Source organism: Streptomyces sp. NPDC032091, from assembly GCF_055580265.1.
Genome location: NZ_JBVILR010000039.1, coordinates 35992 through 47420, shown reverse-complemented (window position 1 = coordinate 47420; position 11429 = coordinate 35992). Strand labels below are relative to the sequence as shown.

Sequence of the window (11429 nt, the reverse complement as noted above, 5' to 3'; positions counted from 1 at the left end):
CAGTCGCGAGGGTCTCCAGGTTTGTCGTCACAAACGAACCAACGAGACCCTCGCTTCATGCGCCCGAAGACTTCGGAATTACTCGTCTAGGCCGTGCTGCGAGCGAGGAGCAGCAGGACGTCGGCCGTCGCCACCGCCATCACCCCCAGGAACGGCGTCCGTCCCGGGGCCGCGGCCGTGCCCGCGAGCAGGGCGGCGGTCAGGGCGAGGAGGGTCCAGCCGTACGGGGTGACGTGCCCCGGCGGGCCCAGGACCAGGAGGGCCGCCGAGCCGGCGACGAGCAGCGCGGCCAGCGCCGCCGAGGGGCGGGCCCCGAGCCGGTGCGGCAGGCCGCGGACGCCGGTGGCGAGGTCGTCGGCCAGGTCGGGCAGGACGTTGGCGAAGTGGGCGGCGGCGCCGAGCAGCGCGGCGGCGGCGGTGAGCCAGGGCGGCGGCCAGGGCGCACCCGGCAGGCCGAGCGTGACGAAGGCCGGCAGCAGCCCGAAGGCGAGGGCGTACGGGAGCCAGGAGACGGCCGTGCCCTTGAGCCACAGGTTGTACGCCCAGGCGGCCGCGACCCCGGTGAGGTGCGCGGCGCCGGCCGCCGCGCCGGCCGCCAGCGACAGCGGGACGCACAGGGCCAGCGCCGTGAGGGCGGCGGCGGTCACCGCGCCGGCCGGTACCCCGCCCGTGGCCAGGGGCTTGTCCCGGCGGCCCGCGGCCCGGTCGCGCCCCAGGTCGACGCGGTCGTTGCACCAGCCGACCGAGAGCTGCCCGGCCGCCACCGCCCCTGCCGTGAGCGCGGTGCCCGCGGGGCCGCGCCCGGCGGCGGCCGCGAGGATCCCGGCGACCAGGGTGACGGCGGCCGCCGGGAGCGGGTGGCAGGCGCGCAGCAGGCCGCCCACCGGGACCGTCGGCAGGGGGAAGGCGGAGGAGGGGGCGGGCACGGCGTCACGCTACGCCGTGGCGGCAGGTTCCTCGGCCGCCCCTCGCGCGCTTCGCCCAGGTTTGCCCTGTTCTTCCCTATGTTGGGCCAATGACCCGTGTCCTGGCGGTGAGCAGCGTGTTCCCGCCCCACCTGTACCCACAGGCCCAGATCACGGAGGCGCTGGTCCGGTGCCTGCCACCCGGCGCCGACGCCGCCCTGCTGCGCCGGGTGCACGCCTCGGCGCGGGTCGGCTCCCGCCACCTCGCGCAGCCGCTGGAACGTTACGGCGGCCCGGACGCCGACTTCGGCACCACCAACGCCCTCTTCCTCCGCACGGCCCTGGAGCTCGGCGCCGAGGCGGTCGGGTCCGCCCTCGCGGGCGCGGGCGTCGCGGCGCCGGACATCGGTGTGGTGGTGTCCACGACCGTCACCGGGCTCGCCACCCCCTCCCTGGAGGCCCGGCTCGCGGAACGGACCGGGCTGCGGCCGCACGTACGGCGCGTCCCCCTCTTCGGGCTGGGCTGCGCGGCGGGCGCCGCCGGGCTGGGCATGCTGCACGAGCAGCTGGCCGGGCGGCCGGGGCAGGCCGCCCTGCTGCTGTCGGCGGAGCTGTGCTCGCTGACCCTCCAGCCCGCCGACACCTCGATGGCGAACCTGGTGGCGGGCGCCCTCTTCGGTGACGGGGCCGGGGCCCTGGTCGCGGTGGGCGCGGAGCACCCCCTGCACGACGGCCCCGGCGGGCCGTGGGTGGTGGACGCGCGCGGCCGGCTCTACCCGGGCACCGGGCACCTCCTCGGCTGGGACATCGGCCATTGGGGCCTGCGCATGGTGCTGGGCCGGGAGCTGCCCGAGCTGGTCGGGCTGCACGTGGTCGAGGAGGTCGAGTCCTTCCTGGCCGGACACGACCTCAAGCCCGCCGACGTCGACGTCTGGATCTGCCATCCGGGCGGCCCCAGGATCCTGGACGTGCTGGCCGGCTCCCTGGGGCTGCCCGAGCACGCCCTCGCCGCCAGCCGCCGTTCGCTGGCGGCCGTAGGGAACCTGTCCTCCGCCTCCGTCCTGCACGTCCTCGGCGCCGTCCAGGCCGCCGGGCCGCCCGCGCCCGGATCGGTGGGCCTGATGCTCGCCTTCGGTCCGGGCTTCGCCTCCGAACTCGTCCTGCTGCGCTGGTGAGGTGCCCATGCCGCTGATGCTTTCCGTCTCCGCCGCCACCCCGCTGACCTGGTACTTCCTCCTCCTCGCGCTGGTCGCCGCCGAACGGCTGGCCGAGCTGGCCACGGCCCGCCGCAACGCCGCCTGGAGCCTGGCGCGCGGCGGCCGGGAGTACGGCCGCGGCCACTACCCCGCCATGGTCGCCCTGCACACCGCGCTGCTCGCGGGCTGCGCGGTGGAGGCCGTGCACCGGCCCTTCCTGCCCGCGCTCGGCTGGCCGGCCCTCGCCGTGGTGGTGGCGGCGCAGGGGCTGCGCTGGTGGTGCGTCCTGTCCCTGGGCACGCGCTGGAACACCCGGGTCATCGTGGTGCCCGGGCTGCCGCTGGTGGCGGCGGGACCGTACCGGCTGCTGCGCCACCCCAACTACGCGGCGGTGGTACTGGAGGGGCTGGCGCTGCCGCTGGTGCACACGGCGTGGATGACCGCGCTCGGCTTCACCCTCCTCAACGCCCTGCTGCTGCGGGTGCGGATCCGCTGCGAGAACACCGCGCTCACGTACGCCCGTACCGCCGATCCGCTGCTGGGGCTGGTGCGGTGATCGACCTGCTCGTGGCCGGCGGCGGCCCGGCGGGGCTGGCGACCGCGATCCACGGGGCGCTGGCCGGGCTGGAGGCGGTGGTCCTGGAGCCGCGCCCCACACCGATCGACAAGGCCTGCGGGGAGGGGCTGATGCCGGGGGCCGTCCGGCGGTTCGAGGCACTGGGCGTGACGGTGCCGGGCCGCGCCTTCCGCGGCATCCGCTACGTGGACGGGGTGACGGGGCTGCGCGCGGAGGGGCTCTTCCGCGCCGGTCCGGGGCGCGGGTGCCGGCGTACAGAGCTCCAGGCGGCACTCGCCGAGCGTGCGGCGGGACTCGGCGTACGGGTCCTCGCGCGGCGCGCCGGGGAGGTCCGCCAGGACGGGCGGCGGGTGTGGGCGGCCGGGCTGACGGCCCGCTACCTGGTGGCGGCGGACGGGCTGCACTCGCCGGTGCGGCGCGGGCTGGGCCTGGCGGTGCCGGCCGCTCCGGGGCGGCCGGCCCGGTACGGGCTGCGCCGGCATTACGCGGTCCCCCCGTGGAGCGACCTGGTCGAGGTGCACTGGGCGCCCGGCGCGGAGGCGTACGTGACCCCGCTGGGGCCGGACCGGATCGGGGTGGCGGTGCTGACCTCGGAGCAGGCGCCGTTCGACGTCCAGCTGGGCCGCTTCCCGCTGCTCGCGGCCCGGCTGCCGGCGCCGCCGTCCGGGCCGGGTGCGGGGGTGCGCGGGGCCGGACCGCTGCGCCAGCGGACGCGGAGCCGGGTGGCGGGGCGGGTGCTGTTCGTGGGGGACGCGGCGGGGTACGTGGACGCGCTGACCGGGGAGGGGCTCACCCTGGCGGTGGCGGCGGCGGAGGAACTCGTACGCTGCGTGCGCGCGGGCCGGCCGCAGGAGTACGAACGGGCCTGGCGCAGCCTCTCCCGCGACTACCGCACCCTGACCACGGCCCTCCTGTGGGCCCGCCGCCGTCCCCCGCTGGCGACCCGCATCGTCCCGCTGGCGGCGCGGCTGCCGGGGGTCTTCACGGGCGCGGTGAACCTCCTGGCGGACTGACCCGCCGCCCTTCCGCCCGCCCCCGCGCGGGGGGCTCAGCCGGCCAGTGCGGGCCGGCACCCACCTGCGGCGTCGGCGACAGCCGGGCGTTGCCGACACGGCGCGCCCTTCGCTGCCGCGGCGGTGCGGGGTCCCGACGGCCGGTGCGGGCCGTCACCCACCGGCCCCGCCGGGCACAGCCGAGCCTCGCCGCGGCGACGCACGCTTGGATGCGGCGGCGGGACGCGGCCGTGCCTGGTCCCGCCGGCCGGTGCGCGACGCCACCCCACGGCCCCCTCGGGCACCGCCGAGCCTTGCCGTGCCGACGCGCGCTTGGATGCGGCGGCGGGGCCCGGGCCCGTGCGGGGTCCCGACGGCCGGTGCGGGACGTCACCCCCGGCCCCCTCGGGCACCGCCGAGCCTTGCCGCGGCGGCGCGCGCTTCGATGCGGCGGCGGGGCCCGGTCTGCGGGGTCCCGACGGCCGGTGCGGGACGCCACCCCCACGGCTCCGTCGGGGACAGCCGGGCGTTGCCGTGGCGTCGCGCGGGTACGGGGTCCCGCCGACCGGTGCGAGACGCCACCCCCGGCCGCCTCGGGCCCGGCCGGGCATTGCCGTGCCGGCGCGCGCTTCGATGCGGTGGCAGAGCGCGGCCGTGCGGGGATCCGACGGAGCTTTCCGCCCCGGTGCGGGGGGGAACCCCCGGGCGCCTGCGGAGGGCGGCCGGGGGTTCTCCGGCGGGGTCAGGCTCCTTCGTCCTCGTGGGGGCGGGACGGGCGGTACGCCAGTGCGAGGCCGGCCAGGACCGCTGTCGCGCCGGCGCCGAGCACCGCCGCCACACCGGCCCACGGGTACGGCGCGCCGAGGGTGCCGTCGAGGGGGTTGAAGAAGGCGACCCCTGCCACGATGTGCAGCGTCACCACGGCCAGCGCCGCCACCGCCGCCCCCCGCCACACCGCTGGGGTGTCCCGTACGGCCAGCAGGGCGCCGAGCGGCAGGCAGAGCAGTGCCACCGCGAGGGGCGCCAGCCGGCCCGGGGCGGGCGGCTCCGCGAGGTTGCCGGGAAGGTGCAGCAGCCCGCAGAACAGCAGGGCGGCGGCGGTCGGCCAGCGCAGCACGTGGCCGAGGACGCCCCCGCGCCGGGCCGCGCGATCCGCTATGGCGTCGGCCGTGGCCGTGGCGGGCACGGGCCGGGCCGCGCGGACCGGCGGGGGTTGCGGGACGGGGTCGGGCGCCGGGGCCGCCGCCCCGGTCGGGGGACGGTCGGGCCGGACGGCCACGTCAGCCGGATCCGCCGGGCCCGCCGACCGCGCCGCCGGACCGGAGGCGGGGTCGGACGCGGAGGGGTCGGCGCCGTCGGGGCCGGGCGTGGGGGCCGCGCCGGGCCCTTCGGGGTCGAGGATGGTGGCCAGCAGTGCCACGTCCTCGATGGGCCGGCCGATGGCGGCCGCACGCAGGGTGATGTCCGCCTCGGCCTCCTCGTCGGGGTGCTCGCCCAGCAGGGCGACCATCCGGCGGACCTCGTCGACCGGCCGGGCGACGGCGGCCGCGCGGAGGGCGTCGTGCCCGGGGTTCGCGAGCCGGCCCGATTCCTTCAGGAGGCCGACCAGGGCGGTCACCTCCTCGACGGGCCGGCAGGTGGCGGCCGTCTCCAGCAGGGTGCGCAGCGGCTCGGCGTGGGGAGGGGCCGGGGCCACGGGACCCGGTTCCGGGGCCCCGGGCTCGGGCCCCGCCGCGTGGGCCGCGTGGGCCGCGGGAGCGGGTGTCGGGGGTTCCGAGCCGGTCCCGGCACGGTCCCACTCCGCAGGCCGCTCCTGTGGAATCCGCTCCACGGGCGCCTCAGTGAGGGGCAGGGCGTTGGCGCGGAGCGCGGAGTCGGCCCGATCGACGGAAGCCTCCGCGAGGGGCCGGAAGTCGGCGTCGAACCCGCCGCCCGAGCCGGTCCGGTCCCCCGAGGGGTCCCGAAGGGGCCGGAGGCCGGCGCCGGAGCCGGGGTCGGGCCGGGCCGTGGAGGCCGCCGCGAAGGGGCGGTGGGCGTCGTGGGGTTCCGCGGGCCGGGGGGCATCGTGGGGCCCTGGGCGGTGGGGTACGGGCGCCGGGGGCTGTTCGAGGTCGGGCCGGGGCGACGGCTCCGGCCGGTCCGTGGTGGCCTCGGGGTACGGCCGGAGGCCGGCGTCGAGCGCGGGGTCGCGGGCCGGCCGGGCCGCGTGGGGGTCGAGGAGGGGGACGGGTGCGGGAGGTTCGGCGAGGGCTGGGGGCGGGGGTGCGGGAAGGGCGCCGTCGGTCGGTTCCGGGGTGGGGGCGTGGATGCCGTCGCGGTCGCCGGGGTCCGTCGCCGCGAGGGTACTGGGGTCATTCATGGAAAGCTCCGTCTCGCCGACGCGCGGGTCTACGCATCGCACGCCGGTCATCGTGCGTCATGGGACGCGCACGCTTGGTCACATTCAGCGGCACGGGCCCGCACTGCGCCATTCGGGGCGGGCAAACGGGGGGCTCCCCCGGCGTGTCCGGGGCGACCCCCCGGACACGCCGGGCCCAAGGCGGCACGCGAAGCGGTGGGCGGGGCACAGTGGCAGGGTCCCGGCCCCGCACCCCGGGGCCCGTCGTCCCGTTCCCGCCACCGCCCGCGGGCCGACCCCGTACGCGGCGCACCGCCGGCGCGCGCCGCCCGCCCGGCCCGTACGAGAAGCCGCCCCACTGCACCGGGCCCCGCAGGCCACGGGCACCGAAGCGGTCGGAGCGTGGCGGCGGGCCCGCTCCGCACGGGGCGCTCGCCGAGGAGGGCCAGCCTCCGGAAGGGACGTCAGCCATGCCGGATCCCCGCACCGACCCCACCCCCCACCACGACGACGCCACCCCCGGCATCCCCGCCCGGTCCGGCCCGGGGCGCCCGGGGCGCGGGGTGTCAGCGGTGCTGCCGGCCGTGCTGGTGCCCGTGGTGCTGCTGCTCTGCGCCGTGGGGTCCGGGCCCACCGGCGGGGGGCGGGGCGCCGGGACGGCCGGCCGGCCCGTCGTGGTGACCGCCGAGGGGCCGGTGCGGGGGCGGGCGCACGGGGCGTACGACACCTTCGAGGGGATCCCGTACGCCGCCCCTCCGACGGGCCCGCTGCGCTGGCGGCCCCCGCGGGCCGCCGCCCACCGCGGCGGCGTGCTGGACGCGGGGGCGCCCGGGGCCCGCTGTCCGCAGCTGCCGGCGGTCGGGCCGGGCGGGATCAGCGGCTCGGAGGACTGCCTGTACCTGAACGTGACCGCCCCGGCGGGCCGGGATCCGGGCCGCCCCGTGATGGTCTGGTTCCACGGCGGCGGCTTCCGCTTCGGCTCCGCGGACCCCTACCGGGCGGAGCCGCTGGCGGTGCGGGGCGACGGCGCCGTCGTGGTGACGGTCAACTACCGGCTCGGGATCCTCGGCTTCTTCGGCCACCCCGAACTGGGCGGCGCCCCCGACTTCGGTCTGGCCGACCAGCAGGCGGCGCTGCGCTGGGTCCGGGCGAACGCGGCGGCCTTCGGCGGCGATCCGGGCCGGGTGACGGTGTTCGGGGAGTCGGCCGGCGGACTCAGCGTCTGCGCCCACCTGGTCTCCCCCGGCTCGGCCGGCCTGTTCCAGCGGGCGATCGTGCAGAGCGGGTCCTGCTCGACGACGATGCCGCCGTACTCGGTGCTGCCGACGGTCGGGACGTACGAGCCCTTCGTGCCGCAGCGGCGGGTGGCCGGGGCGGGGGCCGCCGCGGCGCGGGAGCTCGGCTGCGGCGACCGGCCGGCCGGCCGGGTGCTCGACTGCCTGCGCGGGCTGGACACGGCCCGGCTGGTGACGGCCGAGCTGATGGAACGGTTCTCCACGGTCGCCTACGGCAACGCCCTGCTGCCCGTGGAACCCCGCAGGGCGCTGGAGGACGGCCGCTTCCACCGGGTTCCGGTGATGCAGGGCACCACCCTGGACGAGATGCGGCTGTTCATGGCGCAGACCCTGACCTCGTACCCGGTGGGCGGCGGGCGGGACTACGGCGAGCGGCTGCGCACCTCCTTCGGGGCCGCGGCGCCGGCCGTGGCGGCCGCGTACCCGGAGGCGGCCTTCCCGACGGCCGCGATCGCCTTCGCCACCGCGCTGTCCGACGCCTCGTTCATCTGCCCGACGCTGCGCGACAGCCGTGCGCTGGCCCGCCACGTGCCCGTGTACGGCTATCTGTTCAGCGACAGCGGAGCGCCGAACTTCACCGGCCTGCCGGAGCTCGCGGGCTTCCCGTTCGGCGCGGCCCACGGCTTCGAACTGCCGTACCTGTTCACGACCGTGCCCCTGACGGCCCCTCAGCGGGGGCTCGCGGGGCGGATGGCCGGGTACTGGACCCGCTTCGCCCGCACGGGCTCCCCGGCCGGGCCGGGAGCGCCGGCCTGGCCCCGGTTCGGGGGGAGCGGCCCGTCGGTGCTGAGGCTGGCGCCGGGCCCCGGGGGGACCCGGCCGGTGGACGCGGCGGCCGCGCACCACTGCGCCCTGTGGGACGGCCTGCCGGCGGGCGGGGCGGGCTCCTGAGCCGCCGCTACAGCCGGACGTCCCAGGTGACGGTGGAGGACAGGGCGCGGGCGAGCTCGGGGTCGCGGACGGCGGGGGTGCGGTCCTCGACGGTCACGGACAGCTTGTGGGTGCGCAGGTCCAGCAGCCACAGCTCGGCGACCTTGACCTGGGTCCGGCCGGCGAAGCGTCCCAGCTCGCGGCCGTCGAGGTACCAGCGGACCGTCGGCTGCCGCCCGTCGGGGGTGGCCAGGTGCGCGACGGCGGCCTTCGCGGTGCGGCCCAGCCGCAGGGTCCGGTCGGTGGGGGTGAGGGGGGTGACGAGGCGGGTGTGCCGCTGGAAGCCGGCGATCATCGCCTCGACGCCGGGGAGGTTGAAGGGCTTGCCCAGCACCCTCATGATCGAGTTGTCGGTGGGCCGGTAGAGGCCGGTCACGAAGTAGCCGCCGCCCTCGTAGGCGCCGACGGTGCCGCCGTCGGGAGAGGTCTCGCCCAGCCAGCGGTACCACTTGGCGTGCTGCGCGGCCATCGAACCGGCGTCCAGGGTGGAGGTGTTGGGGTCGGCCGGTTCGGGACCGGTGTACTTCTCGTAGTCGGGGACGCCGGGGTAGAAGTACTCGTCGGCCAGCTTGCCGAGGGAGTGTCCGGTCTCGTGGATGGCCACCTGGCCGGATTTGGGGTGGCCGGCGGAGGCCGTCGAGATGCCCTCGTAGCCCAGGGTGGGGCTGGGCTCGTTGTAGCCGGCGCCCCCGTACTTGGCGCTGTTGGCGAGGACGATGACAAGGTCGGCGGCGGGGGCCTTGGCCACGTACGCGTCCACCTTGGGCTGGTCCACGCAGAGCAGCCGCTCGATGGACCCGCACCAGAAGTACGAGCCGAGGGCGGTGTCGCGGACGGTGTCCGGGCCCGGGTCGCCGGAGACCCCGGACTGGGCGGAGACGGCGTCGACGGTCCATACGTTGAAGAGGTCGCGGTAGGTGGTGTACGGCTCGACGGCCGTGACCTCCGCCCATTTCGCGCGGACGTCGGCGTGGAAGCGGTCCAGTTCGGCGGCGGTGTAGCCGTCGCCGACGAAGACCACGTCGAGCCGGTCGGAGGTGGGGCCGTTGTCGACCGTCTTGGTGACCTGCCCGTCGGCGGCCCGCGCCGACTCGGAGAGGCGGCCCGCGGGCTTGCCCCGTCCGGCGGCCGGTACCCGGGTGCGGCCCGATCCGGCTTCGCCGCCGTGTTCCGGCCCGGGTATCTCGACCTCGACGCCCGGCCGGGCGGTCGGGCCGGGCGGCGGGGCCGCTCCGGCGGGTACGGCGGACGCGGCCAGGAGCGCGGCGCTCGCACAGGCGGCCGCGAGCGCCGCGCGCAGGGCCGATCGGACGGTTCTCTGCATGAAGTCCTCCGCCGGGGCAGGGAGTTGAGGGGGGTTAAGTGCTCAGTTAACTCGACTGAACCGGCTGCTTAAACTAAGGGGCGCCCCAGGGCGTGCGCAATGGCCGGCTCCCGCCGGATACTGGGGAGTTGGGAAAACCTCGTGGACAACAGGGGGAGTTCATGGACGAACCGGCCGAGATCGGACGCCGGGTTCAGCGGCTGCGCGGCGAACGCGGCCTGACGCAGCGCCAGTTGGCGGAGCCCGCGTACACCCCGGCGTACGTGTCCACCCTGGAGGCGGGCAAGGTCCGGCCCTCGGAGACCGCGCTGCGGTTCCTCGCCGGGCGGCTCGGCACCTCGTACGAGGAGCTGGCCACCGGGCGTCCGGCCACCCTGGCCACGGAGTTGCGCCTGGCCCTGACCGACGCCCAGCGGACCCTCGCCACCGGCTCGGCCCGGGAGGCGTCGGGGCACTTCCGGCGGCTGCTCGACGAGGCGGAGCGGCTCGGGCTGGCCGACGAGCGGGCCGAGGCCCTGCTGGGGCTCGGGGACTGCGCCTTGGAGGCGGGTGAACTGACCGAGGCGGCCGGGCACTTCGAGGCGGCGGAGCTCCTGCTGGCCGGCGAACCGCTCCCCCGCCGGGCCCGGCCGATCCGCGGCCGGGCCGTCGCGCACCTGCTGGCCGGGGAGCTGCGGTACGCCTGCTACCTGCTGGAGTCCGCGATCGACGGTCTCAACGCGGGCGGGCTCGCCGACCCGGAGGCGCTGGTGCTGCTGTACTCGGCGGTGATCGGCCCGTACATCGACATGGGCGCCCACGCCCGCGCGGCGCACGCGGCGGAGCTGGCGCTCGCGCTGGCCCCTCAGGTCGCCGACCCGGCCCTGGTGGCGGGGATGCACCGGCAGGTGGCCCGCACGTTCCTCGCCGAGGGGCGGGTGGCGGACGCCGACGCCTCACTGGCGAAGGCCCAGGCCGTCTACCGGCAGCTGCGGCTGCGCACCGATCTGGCGCACTGCCACTGGATGCGGGGCTACGTCCAGGCGCAGCACGGGGAGCTGGCGGCGGCCGAGCGCGAGCTGCGGATCGCCCGGGAGATGCTCACCGCCCGGCGGGCCGCCCTGTACACGGCGCAGGTGGAGGTGGAGCTGGCGGACGTGCTGCGGCGCCTGGGCCGGTACGAGGAGGCGGCCGAGCTGGTGTCGGGGCTGCTGGCGGAGGGCTCGGACCCGGGCGCGGTGCACGCGGGCGGGGCGCACCGGCTGCTGGGGCTGATCGCCGAGGAGCGGGGGGACGCGGAGGCGGCCGAGGAGCACTACGTACGGGCGCTGGCGCTGCTGGAGCGGAGCGGGGCGGGCGGGGACCTGGCGGACCTGTGCCGGCTGCTGGGGGACCTGCTGCGCCGGGCCGGCCGGACGGAGGCGGCGCTCGACGCCTACCGCACCGGGCTGGGTCACCGCGCGGCCCCCGGCACCACCACCCTGGGCCCGGCCCCGGCGGCCCCCGCGTTCCGCTGACGCCCGGTTCCGCCGCGCGGACGGGGGCTGGTCCCCCACCTGGGCCTCACACGCCGGCGGGACTTCACAGTCCCGCCGGCGTGTGGGGCGAGGGGCCCGGAGCGCCCGTCCTACGACTCCCCCGGCATGCGCGCGCGGGCGCCCTCTCGGGTGCGGCCCGACGCGGGGGCGCGGTGCGGGTGGCGCCGGAGGTACTCGTCCTCCAGCTCCTTCAGCCGCTGCGTGTGGGTCGCCAGCGCGTCGTCCGAGCCGTGGAGCAGGGTCTCGTGGCGGGTGCGGTGGATGGTCTCCAGTTCCTTCAGCAACCGGTCGTCCTCCAGCTTGCGCGGCGCCGCTCCGCCGGAGCGCTCTGCCATGGCAACCACCTCCACGTCCT

Annotated in this window: 9 protein-coding genes; 5 read left to right on the top strand and 4 right to left on the bottom strand. The window is 77.8% G+C overall.

Going from position 1 to position 11429, the window contains the following annotated elements; all coding sequences use genetic code 11:
- Positions 1 to 86: 86 nt before the first annotated feature.
- Positions 87 to 926: a UbiA family prenyltransferase gene (locus ACZ5NJ_RS36795; protein ID WP_468771007.1), complete on the bottom strand. Its 840-nt coding sequence runs from the start codon at positions 924 to 926 to the stop codon at positions 87 to 89.
- A gap of 89 nt (positions 927 to 1015) precedes the next feature.
- Between ACZ5NJ_RS36795 and ACZ5NJ_RS36790 the strand changes: the two genes are divergently transcribed.
- Genes ACZ5NJ_RS36790 through ACZ5NJ_RS36780 form a run of 3 tightly spaced genes read left to right on the top strand, consistent with a single transcriptional unit; the run spans position 1016 to position 3691 of the window.
- Positions 1016 to 2080: a type III polyketide synthase gene (locus ACZ5NJ_RS36790; protein WP_468771006.1), complete on the top strand. Its 1065-nt coding sequence runs from the start codon at positions 1016 to 1018 to the stop codon at positions 2078 to 2080.
- A 43-nt stretch (positions 2081 to 2123) separates the two neighbouring features.
- Positions 2124 to 2657 (top strand): isoprenylcysteine carboxyl methyltransferase family protein, encoded by a 534-nt coding sequence (locus ACZ5NJ_RS36785; protein ID WP_468771011.1) that lies wholly within the window; start codon positions 2124 to 2126, stop codon positions 2655 to 2657.
- Positions 2654 to 3691, top strand: a complete 1038-nt coding sequence (locus ACZ5NJ_RS36780; RefSeq protein WP_468771004.1) for an NAD(P)/FAD-dependent oxidoreductase — start codon at positions 2654 to 2656, stop codon at positions 3689 to 3691. Before ACZ5NJ_RS36785 ends, ACZ5NJ_RS36780 begins: the two co-directional genes overlap by 4 nt.
- 721 nt (positions 3692 to 4412) lie before the next feature.
- Here the strand turns inward: ACZ5NJ_RS36780 and ACZ5NJ_RS36775 are convergent.
- Positions 4413 to 6029, bottom strand: a complete 1617-nt coding sequence (locus ACZ5NJ_RS36775) for a hypothetical protein (RefSeq protein ID WP_468771003.1) — start codon at positions 6027 to 6029, stop codon at positions 4413 to 4415.
- 449 nt (positions 6030 to 6478) lie between these two features.
- Between ACZ5NJ_RS36775 and ACZ5NJ_RS36770 the strand changes: the two genes are divergently transcribed.
- Positions 6479 to 8194, top strand: coding sequence for a carboxylesterase/lipase family protein (locus ACZ5NJ_RS36770; RefSeq protein WP_468771001.1), 1716 nt, complete (start codon positions 6479 to 6481; stop codon positions 8192 to 8194).
- Between the two features lie 7 nt (positions 8195 to 8201).
- Here ACZ5NJ_RS36770 and ACZ5NJ_RS36765 read toward each other — a convergent pair whose 3' ends face one another.
- On the bottom strand, positions 8202 to 9557 hold the full coding sequence (locus ACZ5NJ_RS36765; RefSeq protein WP_468770999.1) for a M64 family metallopeptidase: 1356 nt from the start codon (positions 9555 to 9557) through the stop codon (positions 8202 to 8204).
- Between the two features lie 161 nt (positions 9558 to 9718).
- On the opposite strand from ACZ5NJ_RS36765, the gene ACZ5NJ_RS36760 reads away from it, so the two are divergent.
- Positions 9719 to 11053 (top strand): tetratricopeptide repeat protein, encoded by a 1335-nt coding sequence (locus ACZ5NJ_RS36760; RefSeq protein WP_468770997.1) that lies wholly within the window; start codon positions 9719 to 9721, stop codon positions 11051 to 11053.
- A 110-nt stretch (positions 11054 to 11163) separates the two neighbouring features.
- Here the strand turns inward: ACZ5NJ_RS36760 and ACZ5NJ_RS36755 are convergent, their stop codons facing one another.
- Positions 11164 to 11409, bottom strand: coding sequence for a DUF6158 family protein (locus ACZ5NJ_RS36755; protein WP_468770995.1), 246 nt, complete (start codon positions 11407 to 11409; stop codon positions 11164 to 11166).
- Positions 11410 to 11429 lie beyond the last annotated feature (20 nt).

Bases quoted from the DNA above. Each gene is read 5' to 3' on its own strand.
- ACZ5NJ_RS36760 (WP_468770997.1), top strand. From the start codon at position 9,719: ATGGACGAACCGGCCGAGATCGGACGCCGGGTTCAGCGGCTGCGCGGC.
- ACZ5NJ_RS36755 (WP_468770995.1), bottom strand. From the start codon at position 11,409: ATGGCAGAGCGCTCCGGCGGAGCGGCGCCGCGCAAGCTGGAGGACGAC.
- ACZ5NJ_RS36770 (WP_468771001.1), top strand. From the start codon at position 6,479: ATGCCGGATCCCCGCACCGACCCCACCCCCCACCACGACGACGCCACC.
- ACZ5NJ_RS36790 (WP_468771006.1), top strand. From the start codon at position 1,016: ATGACCCGTGTCCTGGCGGTGAGCAGCGTGTTCCCGCCCCACCTGTAC.
- ACZ5NJ_RS36775 (WP_468771003.1), bottom strand. From the start codon at position 6,029: ATGAATGACCCCAGTACCCTCGCGGCGACGGACCCCGGCGACCGCGAC.
- ACZ5NJ_RS36765 (WP_468770999.1), bottom strand. From the start codon at position 9,557: ATGCAGAGAACCGTCCGATCGGCCCTGCGCGCGGCGCTCGCGGCCGCC.